This is a genomic window from Mesorhizobium sophorae, from assembly GCF_002270415.1.
GTDB lineage: Bacteria > Pseudomonadota > Alphaproteobacteria > Rhizobiales > Rhizobiaceae > Mesorhizobium > Mesorhizobium sophorae.
In genome coordinates, this window is the sequence record NZ_NNRI01000013.1 from 96,662 (window position 1) to 115,712 (window position 19,051).

Sequence of the window (19,051 nt, forward strand, 5' to 3'; positions counted from 1 at the left end):
CTTGACAGGCGGGGCGGGCGGGAGAAAGCTGTGCGGAGGGCAGGAACGGGTGCATCGGGCTGTCCTTGGGCGTCGCAAAACGCAACAGTCGAAGGAGTATCATCTTGGCTGTCACCATCACCTCCCTCATACTTTTTCTGATCGGTCTGGTGCTTGGCGGCGGCGGCATCCGCTTGGCTTCGCTGGGCGGCAGCTGGTACTATATTGTCGTCGGCCTCGCCTTCCTGATCGCCGCCTGGCTGCTCTACCGGCGCCGGTCCACCGCGCTGTGGCTCTACGCGGCGATCGTGATCGGCACACTGGCCTGGGCAGTCTGGGAAACCGGCTTCGACTGGTGGGAACTCGGCCCGCGCGGCGGCATCATCGTGCTGGTTGCACTGTGGCTGCTGACGCCGTGGGCGCGGCGGGGGATTACCGGCCCTGACGCACGCGCGCCGCTGATCCTTGCCGTGCTGGCGTCGCTGGCGGTCGCCGGTTATTCAATGACAGCGGATCCGAAGGACATTGCCGGCGAGCTCGACACCGACAAGGTGATCCCCAATGCCAATCTCGGCAACGATGTGCCGGCCGGTGAGTGGCACTATTACGGACGCACGCAGTTTGGCCAACGCTATTCGCCGCTCGACCAGATCACGCCTGACAATGTCGCCAAGCTGCAGCCGGCCTGGACCTATCGCACCGGCGACGTGAAAGGGCCGGACGATATCAGCGAGACAACGTATCAGGTGACACCGCTGAAGATTGGCGACACGCTCTACATCTGCACGCCGCACAATTTCGCCATCGCGGTCGATGCGGCGAGCGGCAAGGAGAAATGGCGCTACGATCCCAAGATCAAGCTCGACAAGGACCGCCAGCACCAGACTTGCCGCGGCGTGTCCTATTATGCCGACGCCGCCATCGCCGCCGGCCAGCCCTGCGCGACCCGGGTCTACCTGCCGACCTCGGATGCGCGGCTGATCGCGCTCGACGCCGCCAACGGGCAGGTCTGTCCGGCCTTCGCCGAGGGCGGCACGCTGAACCTGCTGACCAACATGCCCTATCCGAAGTCGGGCTATTACTATTCGACCTCGGCGCCGTTGGTATCGGGCGGCAAGATCATCGTCGGCGGCGCCGTCAACGACAATTATTCGACGCAGGAGCCGTCCGGCGTCATCCGCGCCTACGATGTCAACACCGGCGCCCTGGTGTGGAACTGGGATTCCGGCAATCCGGACCAGACGACGCCGCTGGGGGCGGGCCAGACCTATACCGCCAACTCGCCCAACATGTGGTCAACGCCCAGCGCCGACGAGAAGCTCGGCCTGCTCTACGTGCCGCTCGGCAACCAGACGCCGGACCAGCTCGGTGCCGGGCGCGGCGACAATGTCGAGAAGTTCTCGTCCTCGATCACCGCGCTCGACCTCAACACCGGGCAGTTGCGCTGGGTGCGGCAGACCGTGCACCACGACCTGTGGGACATGGACGTGCCGGCGCAGCCAAGCCTGATCGACATCACCAAGGCCGACGGCACGGTGGTGCCGGCGCTGGTCGGGCCGACCAAGCAGGGCGACCTCTATGTGCTTGACCGCCGCACCGGCGAGCCGGTGGTTGCGGTCAAGGAAGTGCCGGCGCCCGGCGGCGCCGTCGAGGGTGACCACAGCGCGCCAACGCAGCCATCTTCGGACCTCTCCTTCAATCCGAAGCCGCTGACCGACGCTGACATGTGGGGCATCACCATGTTCGACCAGCTGGCCTGCCGGATCGCGTTGCACAAATTGCGCTATGAAGGCCGTTACACACCACCTTCGGTGCAGGGGTCGCTGATCTATCCCGGCAATTTCGGCACCTTCAACTGGGGTGGCGTCGCGGTCGATCCGGTGCGGCAGGTGCTGTTCGGCATGCCGACCTATCTGGCCTTCACGTCGAGACTCGTCCCGCGCGCGGACGTGCCGCCGCCCGGCAGCGACACCAAGGGCAGCGAGCAGGGGCTGAACCGCAATGACGGCGCTCCCTATGCCGTGGTGATGGGGCCGTTCCTGTCGCCGCTCGGCATTCCCTGCCAGGCGCCGCCCTGGGGCTATGTCGCGGGTGTGGATTTGCGGACCGGCACCATCGCCTACAAGCATCGCAACGGCACCGTCTACGACATGACGCCGCTGCCATTGCCACTGAAGGTCGGTGTGCCGGGCATTGGCGGACCGATGATCACCGCCGGCGGCGTCGCCTTCCTGGGTGCCGCGGTCGACGATTATCTGCGCGCCTATGACCTGACATCGGGCAAGCAGCTCTGGCAGGCGCGGCTGCCGGCCGGCGGGCAATCGACGCCGATGACCTACACCGTCGCCGACGGACGCCAGTTCGTGGTCATCGTTGCCGGCGGCCACGGCTCGGTCGGCACAAAGCCGGGCGACTATGTGATGGCCTACGCGCTGCCGAAGTAGGGGAGACTACTTCAGGACGGTATGTCTTGACGGATCGACGCCTCAGCTGATCCCGAGATGGCTCTTCAGGCTGGGCACCGAGCCGAGCACCTCGTTCGTCAGGTCGGGGCCGGCGGCGGCCTCGGCCTGCTGGATCAGGGTCGCACCCGCCTTCTGGATCTGCGCCATGTCAAGGCCGGATGCCTTGAGCGCCGCAATACCGTTGACCAATGCGCCGGCTTTCTCGCCGAGAACGCCGCCGAGCGCGCCCTGCAGTCAAAAAGCCGCCACCGCCGGCCGGAGCGGCGGCCATGACGTCATACTTCTGGGCCAATGCATCGGCGCCGGGGATCTTGGCGAAGAACGAGGAGGCGCTGGTGCCTTCCGCTTCGTGCTCGAGCACCGAGAAAATGGTGCCGACGACCTTTTCCGTCGTCGCCTGGTCGAGACCGGCCTTCTGCGAAACAGTGTTCACAATGTCCTGTACGTCCATGACTTCACCTCAACCGTGAGTTTTCGTGTTTGCCGGATGGCGCTGATGGCTGCGAACCTTGATCATGGACCTTCGACTTGCGGCAACGATCGTCGCACGCAACGCTGGAATGGCGGTCGCGGCAAACAAGAAGGCGGTAGGATTGGCGAGGGCATGGTCATCGGCGTCGTTCCTTTCCAGATCGGGCCTTTCAGATCAGGACCGTGACCGCGCCAAGGCGCGGCCGACGTCTGTCAGTTTCCCCCACTATTGTGGCAGCGCCATCAGGATTTGTGGCCGATGACCAAAACGTGATGATGCTGGAAGCCTCCAGGGCATTCGCGAGGGAGGACGAGGGTCACCGAGCCGTGACTGGACGACGGGAGCCTCGCCCCTATCTTGCGAACGATGCCAAAGCGGATCGAAGGAGCGCGCCCATGACGAAACCAGCCATCACCCAGGCTATGATCGACGCCTATGATGAATACACCCATCTGACGCTGGACCGCCGCCGCTTCATGGAGCAACTGACCCGGCTTGCCGGATCGGGTGCTGCCGCGGCCGCGATCGCACCGCTTTTGGCGGCAAATTCGGCGCAAGCGGCAATCGTTGCCGACAACGATCCACGCGTGAAGGGCGAGGACATCACATATGCCGGCAGCAGCGGTGAGATGAAGGGCTATCTGGTCAAGCCTGCGAACCTGCCCGGCAAGCTCGGCACCGTCATCGTCATCCACGAGAACAGGGGGCTCAACCCGCATATTCGCGATGTGGCGCGGCGCGTCGCGCTGGAAGGGTTCGTGGCGCTGGCGCCGGACTTCCTGTCGCCGTTAGGCGGCACGCCTGACGACGAGGACAAGGCGCGCGACTTGTTCACCAAACTGGATTCCGCGCAGACCGTCGCCAACGGCGTGGCAACGGTCGCTTTCCTCAAGGCCGAAAAGGACGGCAACGGCAAGGTCGGCGCCGTTGGCTTCTGCTGGGGCGGTGGCACGGCAAACATGTTGGCCGTGAGCGCGCCCGACCTCAGCGCCTCCGTCGCCTATTACGGCATGCAGCCGAAGGCTGCCGATGTGTCGAAGATCAAGGCTGCATTGCTGCTGCACTATGCCGGGCTGGACGAGCGCACCAATGCCGGCACCGACGCCTTCAAGAAGGAACTCGATGCCGCGCATGTCGAATACACGGTCTATGTCTATGAAGGTGCCAACCACGCCTTCAACAATGACACCTCGGCAGCGCGGTACGACAAGAAGGCGGCCGATCTCGCCTGGGGGCGCACGATCGCTTTCCTCAAGGAGAAGCTGGCGTAGAGCGTTTCATCGCGGTAACGCCGCTCCGCTCGGATTCCCTTAGGGAAAGCGCTACGCGCGCTTTTCCCGTGCTCCAGCTTTTGGAGTCAGGCACCTGAGGACGCCCAGACGGTTTCGAAGGCCGGCGACAGCGTGAAGCCGGACGGCAGCACCGAAACGGGCGGCGGACGGCGCACGCCTTCCTGCAGATAGCGTAACGCGGAGGTCAGCCCGTTCATCGTATAAGGCTTGGCAATCACGCCGATCGCGCCGGCGAAATGATCGGGAATGCGTTTCGGGTTGGCAGTCATGAACACCACCATGGCGTTCTTCTTCTGGCCGATATATTCGGCCACTTCGACGCCGGTCGGCCCGTCGGTCAGATGAATGTCGACAAAGGCGATGTCGGCGGCCGTTGTATCCACCATGGTCCTTGCTTCAGTCAGGGAGGTCGCCCAGCCAACGACGCTGTGGCCGGCGTCCTCGACAAGGCCTTCCAGTTCCATTGCCAGCAGCGCTTCGTCTTCGACGATCAGGACCTTGAGCGGTTCAATCATGACACATTCCCTTTTTGCTGCGGTTCGTTCGGCATCGAGATGATAACTTTGGTGCCGGGGCCGGCGTCGCGCCATTCGATGTCGGCGCGCAGCTGACGGGCGAGCGACTTGATCAGCCGCATGCCGAAAGACGCGTCGCCGCTGGCATCAGCCATGCCGACCCCATCATCGGACACCTCGATGTTGAAGTGGCCGTCAGGCTGGCTCATCTTGATGCCGATGCGTCCCGCCCTGGTGCCGTCGGGCTTTTCCTTGAAAGCATGTTTTAGCGCGTTGGTGACAAGCTCGTTGACCATCAGGGCGACGGGCGTTGCCTTTTCAGCCGAAATGACGATGGGTTCGAGGTCGAGGGTCGACTTGATCTCCGAACGTCCCGAAGCCGTCAGCAGGTCGGATACGAGATCCCTGGCGAAATCCGAGACGTCGAACCGGCTAACGTCCTTCGACTGGTAGAGCCGGCGGTGGACGGTGCTCAGCGCCTCGATGCGCGCCAGCATGGTAGACAGCGACTGCTTGGTCGATTCGTCCTTCATGGTCCGGCTCTGCATGATGATCAGTGAGGAGATCATCTGCAGGTTGTTCTTCACCCGATGGTCGACCTCGTGGAGAAGGGTTGTCTGCGCCTCGAGTGCGGCTTCAAGCTCGCTGGTGCGTTCCTGTACTGCCTTCTCGAAGCGGTCCTTGTCCGCTTTTACGCGATGCTCCGAGCTCTTGCGGTCCGAGACGTCCAGTTGCGAGGCGAAAAAGAACTGCAATTCGCCTTTGTCGTTGGAAACCGGACTGATGTAGAGCGCATTCCAGAAGCTGGAACCGTCCTTGCGGTAGTTCAGAAGATCGACGGCGATGTCGGCTCGATCTTCGATCGCGGCGCGCACCTTGTCGACGGCGGCCTTGTCGGTCTTGGGTCCTTGCAGGAAACGGCAGTTCTTACCCATGACCTCGTCGCGCTCATAGCCGGTCAGGCGCAGGAACGCGTCATTTGCAAAGACGATCGGATTGTCCTGTTGCCGGGGATCGGTGATGATCATCGACATGCGGGTGGCGCGAATGGCGGCGGCGAACGGATCGCCCTTGCCGTGTTCTGCATGCAGATCGTCTGTCATGCGCCAGGCGTCAGCCGGTTCCCTGGTCCGTTTCCAGTCCATTTCTTTCTAACTCCAAGCCGTTTCGTGGGGACCAACGGCTCAGGAGTGGAAATAGTTCAATCTTGAGCCGTTTTATCGCGGTCTGGCGAATCGCGGAACTCAAGAGTTGTTGATTTAAGTCTTTGATAATAAACTGTTTTATTCAGCTTATCTGACGCCTGCGGGTTTATGCAAGGCAACGCCAGCGACGACCAAAATGATGCCGAAGCAGTCAATGAGGCTCGGAATCTGGCGCAAGACGATGACGCCGATCAGCGTCGCGGTAACCGGCAGCAGCGACAGCATCAGCGCAAAGCTGGCGCGCGGCAGCCGCGACATGGCGAGCTGGTCGCAGATGTAGGGAATGACCGACGAGCAAATGCCGACGCCGATGGCGGCGAGCAACAGCAATGGTGAGAAAAGAGCGGGCAACGCGTCGGTGAGGCCGATCGGCAGCACGACGATGAAGGCAATGGCCATCGCCGCGCCGAGGCCCGCGATGCCGTCGCCTGCGCCGGCGCGGGCGACGCGGTGGCCGAGCACGATGTAGCCGACGAACAGCGCGCCGTTGAGGAAGGCCCAGAACAGGCCAAGCGGATCGCTCGACCACTTGACGTCGATGAGCAGCAATGTGCCGGTGACGGCAATGGCAAGCGCTGCGAGATTGCGCGAGCTCCTGAGGCCGATCAGCGCGATGCCGATGGTGCCGACGAATTCGATTGCCGCGACCAGCGAGATCGGCAGGCGGTCGAGCGCTAGGTAGAACGAACAGTTCATCACCGCCAGGCAGGCGCCGAAGGCCAGCAACAGCAGCCGCGTCGAGCGATCGGCGCGGGCGAAGGTTCGCCATGGACGGGTCAGTGGCGCGAAGACCAGGGCCGCGGTGGCGATGCGCAGCCACGCCATGCCGAGCACGCCGACATGCGGAAACAGCAGCACGGCGAATGCCGGCCCGAGATAGTGGAAGACGGCGCTGATGCCGAACCAGACATGTGGCGGCAGTCTCGTCGCCAGCCCGCTCTGTGCTGAGTCGGCAGGGGCAGGGCTTGCCGCAAGAGATTGCGTTTGATCATCCATCGGATCAGTATCGCAGGCGGTTTTGTCGATTTATATGGGTGATGATTGGCTCCTCTGGATAGCTTTCGCCCGGAAGCAAGGAGATTTCCTTGAAACGCCTTCGAACTGAAAGCGCCGACCTCGATGCGGCGGACATGAAGATCCTGCGCCTGCTGGAGAAGGACGCGCGCATCAGCACGGCGGAGCTTGCACGCTCGGTCGGCCTGTCGGCACCGAGTGTCGCCGAGCGGATCAAGCGGCTGCAGGAGAGCGGCGTCATCGAGGCCTATTCTGTCAGGATCAACCCTGCCGCACTTGGCCTGCCGCTATCGGCATGGCTGCGCATCCGTCCGGTGCCAGGGCAACTGGCTGTGGTGGCCGAGATCATCCGCGAGCTGCCGGAGATCGCGCAATGCGACCGGGTGACCGGTGAGGACTGTTTCATCGCGCTGGCGCATGTCGGCTCCGTGGCCGAGCTCGAACGGGTGATCGACCGCATCATTCCCTACGCGATGACCAACACGGCGATCATCCAGTCGTCGCCGGTGGTGCCGCGCTCGCCGCTGGGAGCGGTGAAGCGCCAATCTTGAGGGCGAGGCAGTCTTGAAGGCGAGGATGTCGGTCGAAGGCTCTAGGCGTGGCCGCGCTTCATGCGCGCCTGCTTCAGGATGGCGCGCCAGCGGATCATGTCGAACGGGATCGGCTCGTTGTTGTTGGCGATGTGGAAGATCTCGTTGTTGACGTTCTTGAGCGAGCGCCAGAAATCATAGTCGGTGATGCGTGGATCGGCTACGAGCCTGTCCACTTCGACCTTGATGTCGGTTTTCATGCACGTCCCTCGAACCGGCTTCGCCCGCCGCCCTATCGCAACCCATGAGCATCGTTCTCGACCGCTCCGCTGAGTCGTTCAATGGCTCAATTGGCTTGTTCCCGTTAAAACCTCGGTAAGGTTAACGTGGCCGTCGAGTCGCTTCAAGCGGTCTTGCGGCGAATCCCGATCGAACGGCCGGCGCGCTCCGGCATCGGCAGTGCCGAATGGGCGGCGCGCATGGCTTCGACCTTGGCAAGCACATCGGCGGGAAAGGGCGCCACCTTCGGCCCGGACATGTCGACATGCAGTGAAAGCGATTCCGATGTCGCGGCCAGCCAGCCGTCGACGTGGCGGATTTCCTGGTAGACCCGAAGCCGCTTGTCGTCATGGTCGATCAGCTGGAAGGTGACGGTGACCTTGTGCTCGAGGTGCAGCTCCTGCACGTAGCAGACATGGACTTCCGCCGTGTAGATGGTGAGGCGGCGGTCCCTGGCGTAATTCGGCCCCATGCCCATCGCCTCGAAGGCGTCGTCCGAGCAGCGGTCGAACAGCACGTTGTAATAGGCCATGTTGAGATGGCCGTTATAGTCGATCCAGTCCTTCTCGATGTCCATGGGTTGGGAGACGAAGGGGGCGGGAATAGGCATCGAAACTTCCTTGTTCTGGTGCTGGACAGACTGTTGCCGGTGAGACTAGATCGGTTCATCGTTTCACGGAAACGCCGAACTGCTCTATCTCCTTGTTTGACGCAATTCCGATGGAAAGCCGCTCCACGCCTTTCCTGGGATTGCCGAGCGCATCATCCATAGATGCACAACAAGGGTGCGCGCTGGTCCATTCGCGGAGGAATTCATGGCTCTGAGCGACCTCAATCCGGTCGAACGCAACGAGGAAGGCATCGCGGCGGTGCTCGGCATCCTCAAGCAGCGGTTCGGCGAGCGCTTCCATACCGGCCAGGCCATTCGTTCGCAGCACGCGCACACCACCACCTATATCCCGACGCAGGCGCCGGATGGTGTCGCCTTCCCGGAGACGACGGCCGAGGTTCAGGAGATCGTGCGCGCCTGTGCCGTGTATCGGGTGCCGGTGATCGCCTTCGGCGTAGGCTCATCGCTGGAAGGCCACACCAATGCGCCGGGAGGCGGCATCTCGGTCGACACGTCGCGAATGAACCGCATCCTTGCGGTCAATCCGCAGGATCTCGACTGCACGGTCGAACCCGGCGTTACCCGCGAGGATTTGAACCGACATTTGCGCGACACCGGTCTGTTCTTTCCGATCGACCCGGGCGCCAACGCCTCGCTCGGCGGCATGGCGGCGACGCGAGCGTCAGGCACCAATGCGGTGCGCTACGGCACGATGCGCGAGAACGTGCTGTCGCTGACCGCGGTCATGGCCGACGGCGAGACGGTGACGACCGGCAAGCGCGCGAAAAAGAGCTCGGCCGGCTACGATTTGACGCGATTGCTGGTCGGCTCGGAAGGCACGCTTGGCATCATCACGTCGCTGACACTGAAGCTGCAAGGCATTCCGCAAGCGATCTCCGGCGGCGTTTGTCCCTTTCCGAGCGTCGAGGCGGCCTGCAACACGGTCATCGCGACGATCCAGATGGGCATTCCGGTGGCGCGCATCGAACTCGTCAACGCGCTGCAGATGCGGGCGATGAAGAATTATTCGAAGCTCGATTACCCCGAAAGCCCGTGCCTGTTCGTCGAATTCCACGGCAGTGATGCCGGCGTTGCCGAGCAGGCCGAGACTTTCGGCATGATCGCCGAAGAGAATGGCGGCGGGCCGTTCCTGTGGACCAGTGTCGCCGAAGAGCGGACGAAACTGTGGAAGGCGAGGCACGACGCCTACTGGTCGTCACTGACGCTGCGGCCGGGCGCCAAGGGGCTGTCGACCGATGTCTGCGTGCCGATCTCGCGCTTTGCCGAATGTGTCACCGAGACCGAAGCCGACATCGCCGAGATGGGGCTGATTGCGCCGATCGTCGGCCATGCCGGCGACGGCAATTTTCACGTGCTGGTCCTGATGGACGTCGACGACCCCAAGGAGATCGCGCTGTCGGAAAAATTCGTCGCGCGGCTCAACATGCGGGCGATCGCCATGGATGGCACCTGCACCGGCGAGCACGGCATCGGCCAGGGCAAGATCGGCTTCCTGCGCCATGAACTCGGCCACGGCGTCGACATCATGCGCACCATCAAGCAGGCGCTCGATCCGCTTGATATCATGAACCCGGGCAAGATATTGCCTGGAAATTAGGGCGCGGACTTGTTAGCGCGTAGTTGGCTCGACCCAGCGCGAAGCTTGCGCTGAACCACTCGGCGAGGACTTGCAGGTCACCAGTTGGGATCTCGGCCTTCAAGATCTTCGTCTGGGACGATCGGCGGTTGGCGACGAAGACCGGTGTATGGGTCCAGGTAGGCCATTTTGAATGCGTCGCCCATCACACCGCATATGCCATTGAGAGTTGCGCCGATTGCAAGCCTCGGAAAGCCTAGCCGAGGCAGTTTAAGGCGTCGGATGTTAATCAGGACGGTGGTGGAGATGTCGGCCATGGTGTCCTCCAGTGACGGTGAGAATGACACCGTGTCCCACTCAGGTCCTTGGCTCGGACCTGAAAGGTTCTGAACTACCCTGAAGTTCGCCTTCAGGACCGTCTTGGGTTATCGTTGCCCTCGAGGGACGGGTTCTTTTGCAAATGGACTTGGAGTTTGGGAATTATCGTCTGAAACGCGCCGAACGGCTTCTGCTGGGACCCAAGGGGCCGATGGAGCTGTCGACGCGATCCTTTGACATCCTCGCCACGTTGCTGGAAAGGCCGGACGAGGTGATCGGCAAGACCGAACTCTTCGATGCTGTCTGGCCCGGCGTGGTGGTGGAGGAGAACACGCTGCAGGTCCACATTTCGGCGCTGCGAAAACTGCTGCCCGCCGAGATGATCGTAACCGTCGATGGTCGTGGCTATAAATATGCTGGTCCCAAGCCCTTTGTGGCTATCGCAGAGGCTACAGCGCCGGCCAGAGCGTCCATCGCCGTTCTTCCCTTCGACAACATGAGCGGCGACCGGGAGCAGGGCTATTTCAGCGACGGGATAACCGAAGACATCATCACCGAGCTTGGCAAGTTCAGGGAGTTCCTGGTCATTGCGCGGAACTCTTCCTTCCAGTTCCGCGGCAAGGCGAATGACGTGGCCGAGGTGGCGAAGAGACTTGGCGTCCAGTATGTCGTCGAAGGCAGCGTGCGGAAGATCGGCAACCGGGTGCGGGTCACCGTGCAGCTGATCGACGCATCTTCAACAGCTCACATCTGGGGCGAGCACTACGACCGCGAACTCGATGATATTTTCGCCATCCAGGATGAAATCACCCAGGTGATTGCAGCCCGCCTGGCCCGGCAGGCCAGAACCGCGATTGCATCGCGCGCCAGGGCCCGGCCGACGGACAACATGTCGGCCTATGAGTTTTACCTCCGGGCGCTGCAATTGGCGGCCGTCTATGACGCCGCGCACGAAGCGGAACCGTTTCTGCGCCAGGCGGTAAAGCTCGATCCGCGGTTTGCTGCTGCCCACGCCATGCTCGGCGTTGTCGAGACCCTCAAATTCTTCTGGGTCTACTACAATTCAGATTATCTGCATTCAGCGCTGGAGATGGCAAAAACCGCGTTGCAACTCGACCCCGACGGGGCGTACGGCCACCTCGCGACCGGCTTTGCTCTCTTGTACTTGCGCCAATTCAGGCAGGCTGAAATCAGCCTTGACCGCGCGGTTGCCCTGAATCCCAACGACCCGTTCATTCTCAGTATCCGTGCCCTTTTCCTCAACTACACGGACAGGCCGGATGAGGCGCTTGTTGAAATAAACCAAGCCCAGCGCCGTGACCCATACGCTGTGGGATGGTATGAAGACTTTCGCGGCATCATACTGACCACTGCTGGACGATATCGCGAGGCAACGGCCTGCTACGCGAAAATGGCGAGCGTACCGCGGTGGTCGCTCGTTCGTCTTGTCGTCTGCCATTGCGAACTCGGCGAAATCAAGCAAGCGCAAGACACCCTGGCAAAAGTCAAGGCACATTACCCTGGACTAGGCCTTGACGAGATCGTCGATGCGGAATTGGATTTCTTTGAGGATCCCGCTGTGTGCAGCCGTTACCGCGCGATCCTGGCCCGTGTCGACAGACAAGAATAAGCGTCTCCCAAGCCGCAGCCCACTGTGAGCTGTGAGTACCATCGACCCGTCTTAAAACAACGTGCCGCGTCGGACGGCCCTGCCTTCAACTCGCGCACCGCGCGCAAGGCATGCGGTCGGTGGCGAACCAGAGGGCGCCGGATTAGCGTGCGGCCGCAGGCTTCTCCTGCGCGCCCTGAACAAGCGTTTGCAGCGTGGGGCGGGTTGGCGCGAAGAACGTCGTGCCGGTGTGCGGCGTGGAGAAATCGAGCAACCGGTCGTAAGCGCCCGGCGGGTCACCGATGTACATTCGCTGCAGCATCTTCTCGATCACCCAGAGATACCTGGTGTAGCCGATAAAATAGGTTCCGAATTCCCGTCGCCCCGGCTGGCCGAAGGGCATGTTGTCGCGCAGGATATCGTATTCGTTGCCATCGGCATCCTCGATGGTGGCCAGCGACTTGTGCGATTTGCGCGGCGCGTCGTCGTCATCGATTTCGATGTTGTCGATCTTGGTGCGGCCGATGATCTCTTCCTGGAGGGGTGTTGGCGTTCGCGCCCACGCATTGAGATCGTGCAGATATTTCTGAACGACGACATAGCTGCCGCCGGCGAAGTCGGCATCTTCGTCGCCAACGAGCGCCGAGGCGGGCAGATCGAGGCCGGTCGGGTTGGCCGTGCCGTCGACAAAGCCGAGCAGGTCACGCGCATCGAAATAGCGGAAGCCCGAGACCTCGTCGACGACCGTCACGCCGTCGCCAAGGCTGTCGAGCAGGATGCGCTCGAACTCGAAGCACATGTCGGGGCGTTCGGAGCGGATGTGGAAGAGAAGGTCGCCCGCTGTCGACGGCGCCGAATGAACCGCGCCCTTGATCGGCGCAAACGATCTCAGCTCCAGCGGCCGCCGGTTTGGAGAGAGGCGATCCCAGAGCTCGCGGCCGATGCCGGCAATGCAGGACAGGTGGCCGGACAGGTCACGGAATCCGACAGTCTTGACGAGATCGTCAAGCCCGCCGAGCACGGCCGCGACCTTGGCCAGAGCGCTTTGCTCGCTGGCGACGGTGACGACAAGAAAGACCGCCGACAACGACAGTGGAGCATCGACGCTCTGCGCATCGATCGGCACGCGGTCCCAGTTCTTCCCTGACATCCGAAAAATCTCCGCTTTTCCAGGATTTGTTTCAGATCATCCGGCTTCACGCAACTGCGGATGAGACATCACGCAACCTGCGGATGAGGCATCACGCAACGCTGGACGAATTGCCTCTTTATCGACACGCGGATGCAGGTAGAGTGCGGCAGAATTTCAATCAACCCGTTTGGAGCTGATGCTCGCACGCCTGTTCGTGATCTTCGGTGGCCTGTTCGTGCTGGTGCTCTGTGCGGCGCTAGTGGTGCCGTATTTTGTCGACTGGACCGGCTACCGCGCCGAATTCGAGCGCGAGGCCAGCGCCATCCTCGGCCGCAAGGTGACGGTGCAGGGCGATGCCACGGCGCGGCTGTTGCCGTTTCCCTCGGTGACCTTTTCCAACGTTACCGTCGCCGGTGGCCCGAATGGCCAGCCGGCCATGACCGTCGAGACGTTTTCGATGGATGCGGAGCTGGCGCCCTTCCTGCGTGGCGAGGTGCTGATCTTCGACATGCGGCTGGTGCGGCCGCAAGCGACCATCGATATTGCCAGCAACGGTACCGTCGACTGGGCGATGCGACCGTCCTCGCCCTTCGACCTCAACCAGATTTCCATCGAAAAGCTGACGGTGACGGAAGGGCAGATCAAACTCAGCCATGCCGCCGGCGGACGCAGCCATCTCATCTCCGAGATCAATTCGACGATCTCGGCCAAGTCGCTGGCCGGGCCATGGCGCATGGACGGCACACTGCGGCTCGACGGCCTTCGCACCACGGTCGTGGCGTCCACCGGCAAGGTCGAAGGCACCGGGCAGATGCGGCTTCGGCTGAAGGCCGATCCCGATGCCTATCCGCTGGTCATCGAAACCGACGGCAATGCCGGCATCGTCAAGGGTGCCGCCGTCTACTCCGGCCAGTTCAAGATCTCCGGTGCCGACAAGAACAGCGCCGCGCTGCGCGGCAACGACGGGGAGACGGTGAAAGTCAGTGCTGGCAAGCCCGATCCGGGCTTTCGGCTGAACGGCAAGTTTTCGCTCGACCACCAGAAGCTCGGTGTCGACGAATTCCGCTTCGAGACCGGGCCGCTCGACAACCCGTACACCGCCGACGGCAAGGCTTCTGTCGATCTCGGCCTGAAGCCTTGCTTCGCCATCGAGGCCAGTGGCGCGCAGGTGCAGTTCGACGAGGCGGTGGGCGCCGAGGCCGGCGCCGGCGCGACGCTCGACCAGCGCATCGCGGCGCTTGAACAGGCGTTGCACGAGCTGCCGAAGCCAACCATACCCGGCACCGTCGAGGTCAAGCTGCCGGCTGTGGTCGCCGGCGATACCACGGTGCGCGACGTCCATCTTTCCGCCCAGCCGACCGATGGCGGCTGGTTGGTGGAATCGCTCGCCGCGACACTGCCTGGCCGCACCACGTTGGAAGCCAACGGCATGCTCAGCGTCGAGGATCATTTCGGCTTCACCGGCTCGCTGCTGCTGGCTGTGGCGCAACCTTCAGGCTTTGCCGCCTGGCTGTCGAAGGATGTCGACGAGGCGATCCGCCGTCTGCCGGCCGCCGGTTTCAAGGCCACGGTCGATCTCACGGAAAAGCGCCAGGCCTTCAGCGATCTCGAATTGATCCTGGGCAAGGCGAAGTTTTCGGGCAGTATCGATTCCAGCCAGCCTGACGATGCCAAACCGTCGGTGCTGATGCGGCTCGAAGGCGGTGAGCTCGATGTCGACGGGCTGGCAGCCTTCGCTTCGATCTTCGTCAGCGACAAGGGCGCTAACCGCTTTGCCGACCGCGACCTGGATTTCCAGATCAAGGCCGGGCCGGTCAGCGCCGGCGGCCTGACCGCCGACACGGTCGACACGGCGCTGAGGCTGCGCGACGGGTTGCTTGAAATCGACCGACTGTCGTTGGGCGGGTTGGCCGGCGCCTCGATCAGCGCTACCGGCCGGATCAAGGATTTTCCGGCAAGTCCGACCGGCAAGCTCGACGCTTCGGTGGTTGCCGTCGATCTCAAGCCTCTGGTCGATGTCGCCGCCCAGCACTATCCCGACAATGCCGTGCTGAAGGGGCTGGCAAGCCGTGCGGCGGCCTATCCCGAGCTGTTCCAGGATGCACGCGTCGACCTTGTGGCAAGTGCCGCCGACAATGGCGATGGCACTACGGGGCTGGCGGTGAGCGGCCAAGGCAAGGCCGGCGGCTCGGCCTTCTCGGCATCGCTGTCGGGGAAGGGAGCAGCGGACAAGCTGCTCGAAGCACCGGTGACGCTGACCTTCAACGCCAGGAACCCTGACGCCACCGCGCTGCTGGCGCTCTACGGCCTGCCGGCGCTGCCGCTCGGCATGCTGGGCGAGGCGAGCACGGACGTTCAGGCCAAGGGTACGCTTGGCGGCGGCCTGGCGACGACTTTCAGCCTCGCCGGCAACGACTTCAAGGCCGGTTTCGAGGGAACCGTCGCGGACACGCCGCAAGGGGCTACCGTCAAAGGCAAGCTCAGCCTCGATGCCGCCGACATCGAGCCGTGGCTGATGACGACCGGCATCGGCCTGCCCGGCATGGGCGCTGGCATGTCGGCGTCACTCGCGGCGCAGGGCGACTATGGCAACGGCCTGTTGGTGCTGGACAATCTCAGCGGCGCCCTAAACGAGGCGGCGGTGTCCGGCGACGTTAATGTCGAGGTCAAGGACGGCGTGCCGCATCTGGCGGGCGCGCTGGTACTCGACGAACTTGATCTCGATCCGATGGCGGTGGCGCTGTTCGGCGATTCCGCTTTCCTTGCCAATAAGAGTGGGGGCGACAAGAATGGTGGTTGGCCGGCTGCTCCGTTCAGCCAGAAATCCAGTCTGCCGTTCACCGCCGATCTCGACCTGACGACGGCGGCACTTGCCGCCGGGCCGTTCGCCACCGCCTATGACGCCGGATTCTCGCTCAAACTCGACCAGGAAGGCATCCGGGTTTCGGATCTCAAGGCAAAATTCCTCAATGGTGCGCTGACAGGCCTGTTCGAATTGAAGAACAATGACGGCACCGGACTTTTCACCGGCCAGATGAAACTGGCCGGCGCCGATCTGGCGACCGTGCTGCCAAATGCCGGCATCAGCGGCAGTGGCGACTTTTCGACGGCGCTGTCGACCAGCGGCAAGTCGGTCGATGCGATGGTGGCCGCTCTGTCCGGCTCCGGCACGGCGGCGCTGAAGGGCTTGCAGGTCGCCGGCGTCAATCCCGATGCGTTTAACGCGTTTCTTGCCAAGGCGGATGCGATAGGGCGCGACATCGACGCGGCCAAGACCGCCGCCTTCGCGCCGCAAATTGCCGCCGATGGCAGTTTTGCCGCCAAGGATACATCTGTCGCCTTCACGGTTGCCGGCGGCACGGTGCGGGCACCGCCGATCAGCCTGGAGAATCCGACGGCGACCTTGTCCGCCGACATTATTGCGGACCTCAACGCAGCCATGGTTTCCGCCAAGGGGGTGATTACCTATCGGCCCGGCGACGACGCGCTGGTCGGCTCCGAGCCGGTCGTGAATTTCACCGCCGAGGGGCCGTTCGGCGCCGTGAAACGGCAGTTCGACAGCGAGCCGCTGGCACAGTTCCTGACCCAGCGCGCGCTGGAAAGGGAACAGCGGCGCGTCGAGGCGATGCAGGCGGCGCTGCTCGAAAAGCAGCGGCTGCGGCGCGAGGTGCGCTACTACGCGGCGTTGCAGGACGAACGCGACAGGGCGGCCGAGGAACTGCGCCAACAGGAGGAAGCGGCGCGGCTGAAAGCCGAGGCCGACGCCAGGGCAAAGGCCCAAGCAGATGCGCAGGCCCAGGCCGAAGCGGATGCAAAGGCGAAAGCCGATGCCGAAGCGAAAGCCCAGGCAGATGCCGAGGCCGCGGCCCAGCAGCAGTCCGCCGACGAGGCAGCCAAGGCGCAGGCCGACGAGCAGGAGCGGCAGAAGGCGGAGGAGGCAAGACGCATCGCCTCGCAGGAAAAGGCAAGGCTCGAGGCCGAACGCAAGGCCGCGCAGCAGGCCCCGAAGGTAGAGCGTGCGCCGCTTCCGGAGGCCAACGACAACCCGCCGCCGGCCAAGCCGAAGTCAAATCCGTTCACCATCGATAATCTGCTGAAGTCGTTGCAGTAGCACAAACTGCCGCCGGCACGCCGAACAATTGCGTCAGAGGACGGACATCTCGGCGCTGTCCGCAACGTAGCGGGCGTGACGAAAATCGCGAATGGCGGCAAGCCTGCCCGCCTGCCATCCCAGCAGCACGAAGTAGGAAGGCCGCGCCGTCGGGTCACTTGGATCGCAGACAAGGACTGCCGGCCTGCCTTCGACGAAGCCCGGCACGAAACGCCAATCCTGGACCGACGAATAGTTGCGGAAGTAGGTGCCGACTTGCCTGCGGCCATTCAGCCGCGCCCTGGCCACCAGTTCCAGCCGCACCTCGTCCGCTAGCATGTCGCGCACCGCATCGAAATCGCGGGCGTTGAAACGATCGATGTAGGCGTCGAGGAGCAGGCGTTCGGACGCACTCAGCCTGGGGGAAGGGCGATCCTCGGGTTCATCGGCGAGTTGGCGCAGGCGGCCACGGCCACGATGCAGCGCTGCCTTGATGGCCGGAATGCTGGTGTCGAGCATGGCGCTGATCTCCTGCAGCGAATAGCCCAGAACGTCCATCATGATGACGCTGCTTCGCTGTGCGACGGGAAGGCGCATGAAGGTGTGCAGGCCGGCGGCCGCGGCCTGACGATCGACGGTGGGGTTGGCCGGGTCGACGATCATGTCCGGATCCTCATCGGAAAAGGCCTTTTCACGGGCGCGACGGCGCAGGAAATCAAGCGCCGCATTGTGGGCGATGCGGAACAGCCAACCTTCCGGATTCGCTATCGGGCCGGTGTTGGGCAGGGCTTCGAACGCCTTGGCCAGGGCTTCCTGCAGCACGTCTTCACCGTCGATGGCCGAGCCCGTCATGCGGGCGCAGTAGCGGTGCAGCTTGGGGCGCAATTCCCCGAACAGGCGATCGAAGGGATCGCGGATATCGCCAGGGATGTTCATGCGCCTCTATCCCGACTACTTGCCCAGCATCCGATAGCTGCCCACGACGGTCATTTCCTCACGTTGAGGGCGCTCAATACAACGGTCGCGGATGCCGTTCTGAAAGGCCCCGAATGCCGCAAGCCCGGTGATGAGTTCGGAATGGGCATCAGTTTCCGTTTCGACCAGATGGACAAAGGTCCCGTCGCCGGCCCGCAACGTCATATAGCGAACGCCGTCCGGAGATTTGTTGCTCAGTTCCTGGAACACGGCCTTGATCAGCCGCTCGTTCTCATCGGCCAGTTCCGGCTTGGTCTTGTAGCGTATCAGGTGGCGTTTCATCGTGATTGTTCCTTGGATCGTGTTTCGCCTTGCCGGCCCACTCTGTCGAGACGTTTCCGGGAAGCCCGAGGATTCGGGGTGCCAGGAATTATTCGGTGCCGTGCCGCCACAACACCGGTGCGTCACTCACGGACGAGCAGGCGCTTGAGCATGGGTTCGATGCGTGACAGCTCGTCGAGATGTGCTGCCGACAGCTCGGCCAGGCAATCGTCGGCGCGCTCGGTCAGCCGCAGCAGCACGCGGCGATGGTCATCCTTGTCCTGATCCCTTGCCACCAGCCCTGCCTCGCAAAGGCGGTTGACCAGCTCGACGGCGCTGTGATGGCGAATGCGCAGGCGCTCCGCCAGATCGCCAATCGTCACCGGTCCGCCGCCCGGGAATCCCTTGATTGCAAGCAATGCCTGATGCTGGCGCGGCGTCAGGCCGGCTTCTTCCGCCTGGATCTGGCTGAATTCGAGGAAGCGGCGGATCAGGTAACGAAATTCGGACAGCCGCTGGTAGTCGGACTGCTTGATCGCCGGGCGTGGTTTCTGTGGCTGCGTCATACCAGACATTTGTTCGTTTTCCGGGAAAGCTCAAACGGATTTCGAGCAAAACCGACTTGAATATTTATATCGTGTTACGATACATAGCCAGCCGACAAAGCCGGCTGGCCGCCTCGACCATGCCGCGAGATTCGGCTCGCTG

The 19,051-nt window shown here is 63.0% G+C and carries 18 protein-coding genes; 6 read left to right on the plus strand and 12 right to left on the minus strand.

Annotated elements, in window-relative coordinates; translation table 11 throughout:
• Positions 1–104: 104 nt before the first annotated feature.
• Positions 105–2,423 (plus strand): glucose/quinate/shikimate family membrane-bound PQQ-dependent dehydrogenase, encoded by a 2,319-nt coding sequence (locus tag CGZ66_RS19685; protein WP_095087043.1) that lies wholly within the window; start codon positions 105–107, stop codon positions 2,421–2,423.
• Between the two features lie 42 nt (positions 2,424–2,465).
• On the opposite strand, the gene CGZ66_RS41360 is transcribed toward CGZ66_RS19685, so the two are convergent.
• Both CGZ66_RS41360 and CGZ66_RS19690 read right to left on the minus strand, forming a co-directional pair.
• On the minus strand, positions 2,466–2,591 hold the full coding sequence (locus tag CGZ66_RS41360; protein ID WP_280952816.1) for a hypothetical protein: 126 nt from the start codon (positions 2,589–2,591) through the stop codon (positions 2,466–2,468).
• A 1-nt stretch (position 2,592) separates the two neighbouring features.
• Positions 2,593–2,895: a hypothetical protein gene (locus CGZ66_RS19690; RefSeq protein ID WP_245331147.1), complete on the minus strand. Its 303-nt coding sequence runs from the start codon at positions 2,893–2,895 to the stop codon at positions 2,593–2,595.
• A 416-nt stretch (positions 2,896–3,311) separates the two neighbouring features.
• On the opposite strand from CGZ66_RS19690, the gene CGZ66_RS19700 reads away from it, so the two are divergent.
• Positions 3,312–4,187 (plus strand): dienelactone hydrolase family protein, encoded by an 876-nt coding sequence (locus CGZ66_RS19700; protein WP_095087046.1) that lies wholly within the window; start codon positions 3,312–3,314, stop codon positions 4,185–4,187.
• A gap of 86 nt (positions 4,188–4,273) precedes the next feature.
• Here the strand turns inward: CGZ66_RS19700 and CGZ66_RS19705 are convergent, their stop codons facing one another.
• The 3 genes from CGZ66_RS19705 to CGZ66_RS19715 form a co-directional block, all read right to left on the minus strand.
• Positions 4,274–4,723 carry a response regulator gene (locus CGZ66_RS19705; RefSeq protein WP_095087049.1) on the minus strand — a complete coding sequence of 150 codons (450 nt, stop codon included), beginning with the start codon at positions 4,721–4,723 and terminating at the stop codon, positions 4,274–4,276.
• Positions 4,720–5,868, minus strand: a complete 1,149-nt coding sequence (locus CGZ66_RS19710; RefSeq protein ID WP_095087053.1) for a histidine kinase dimerization/phosphoacceptor domain -containing protein — start codon at positions 5,866–5,868, stop codon at positions 4,720–4,722. The genes CGZ66_RS19705 and CGZ66_RS19710 overlap by 4 nt, the downstream gene beginning before the upstream one ends.
• Positions 5,869–6,015: 147 nt before the next feature.
• The gene (locus tag CGZ66_RS19715; protein ID WP_095087056.1) at positions 6,016–6,924 is read right to left on the minus strand and encodes an EamA family transporter; all 909 of its coding nucleotides are present in this window, start codon (positions 6,922–6,924) and stop codon (positions 6,016–6,018) included.
• Between the two features lie 89 nt (positions 6,925–7,013).
• On the opposite strand from CGZ66_RS19715, the gene CGZ66_RS19720 reads away from it, so the two are divergent.
• Complete coding sequence (locus CGZ66_RS19720; RefSeq protein ID WP_095087059.1) at positions 7,014–7,493, plus strand: Lrp/AsnC family transcriptional regulator; 480 nt, start codon at positions 7,014–7,016, stop codon at positions 7,491–7,493.
• 41 nt (positions 7,494–7,534) lie between these two features.
• On the opposite strand, the gene CGZ66_RS19725 is transcribed toward CGZ66_RS19720, so the two are convergent.
• Entirely contained in the window at positions 7,535–7,732 is a 198-nt protein-coding gene (locus tag CGZ66_RS19725) for a hypothetical protein (protein WP_095087062.1), read from the minus strand.
• A 143-nt stretch (positions 7,733–7,875) separates the two neighbouring features.
• Positions 7,876–8,361: a thioesterase family protein gene (locus tag CGZ66_RS19730; RefSeq protein ID WP_095087065.1), complete on the minus strand. Its 486-nt coding sequence runs from the start codon at positions 8,359–8,361 to the stop codon at positions 7,876–7,878.
• Between the two features lie 205 nt (positions 8,362–8,566).
• Between CGZ66_RS19730 and CGZ66_RS19735 the strand changes: the two genes are divergently transcribed.
• On the plus strand, positions 8,567–9,979 hold the full coding sequence (locus CGZ66_RS19735) for an FAD-binding oxidoreductase (RefSeq protein ID WP_095087945.1): 1,413 nt from the start codon (positions 8,567–8,569) through the stop codon (positions 9,977–9,979).
• A 77-nt stretch (positions 9,980–10,056) separates the two neighbouring features.
• On the opposite strand, the gene CGZ66_RS19740 is transcribed toward CGZ66_RS19735, so the two are convergent.
• Positions 10,057–10,275 (minus strand): hypothetical protein, encoded by a 219-nt coding sequence (locus CGZ66_RS19740; RefSeq protein ID WP_095087068.1) that lies wholly within the window; start codon positions 10,273–10,275, stop codon positions 10,057–10,059.
• A 143-nt stretch (positions 10,276–10,418) separates the two neighbouring features.
• On the opposite strand from CGZ66_RS19740, the gene CGZ66_RS19745 reads away from it, so the two are divergent.
• Entirely contained in the window at positions 10,419–11,906 is a 1,488-nt protein-coding gene (locus CGZ66_RS19745) for a winged helix-turn-helix domain-containing tetratricopeptide repeat protein (protein ID WP_095087071.1), read from the plus strand.
• A 142-nt stretch (positions 11,907–12,048) separates the two neighbouring features.
• Here the strand turns inward: CGZ66_RS19745 and CGZ66_RS19755 are convergent, their stop codons facing one another.
• Positions 12,049–13,035, minus strand: a complete 987-nt coding sequence (locus tag CGZ66_RS19755) for a Dyp-type peroxidase (protein WP_095087074.1) — start codon at positions 13,033–13,035, stop codon at positions 12,049–12,051.
• A 178-nt stretch (positions 13,036–13,213) separates the two neighbouring features.
• Here CGZ66_RS19755 and CGZ66_RS19760 point away from each other — a divergent pair, with 178 nt between their 5' ends.
• On the plus strand, positions 13,214–17,128 hold the full coding sequence (locus tag CGZ66_RS19760) for an AsmA family protein (RefSeq protein ID WP_095087947.1): 3,915 nt from the start codon (positions 13,214–13,216) through the stop codon (positions 17,126–17,128).
• A 33-nt stretch (positions 17,129–17,161) separates the two neighbouring features.
• Here CGZ66_RS19760 and CGZ66_RS19765 read toward each other — a convergent pair whose 3' ends face one another.
• From CGZ66_RS19765 to CGZ66_RS19775, 3 genes are all read right to left on the minus strand, one after another.
• Positions 17,162–18,043 (minus strand): sigma-70 family RNA polymerase sigma factor, encoded by an 882-nt coding sequence (locus CGZ66_RS19765; protein WP_095087077.1) that lies wholly within the window; start codon positions 18,041–18,043, stop codon positions 17,162–17,164.
• Between the two features lie 15 nt (positions 18,044–18,058).
• The gene (locus CGZ66_RS19770) at positions 18,059–18,364 is read right to left on the minus strand and encodes a hypothetical protein (protein ID WP_095087080.1); all 306 of its coding nucleotides are present in this window, start codon (positions 18,362–18,364) and stop codon (positions 18,059–18,061) included.
• Between the two features lie 122 nt (positions 18,365–18,486).
• Positions 18,487–18,918: a MarR family winged helix-turn-helix transcriptional regulator gene (locus CGZ66_RS19775; RefSeq protein ID WP_095087083.1), complete on the minus strand. Its 432-nt coding sequence runs from the start codon at positions 18,916–18,918 to the stop codon at positions 18,487–18,489.
• Between the last annotated feature and the right edge of the window lie 133 nt (positions 18,919–19,051).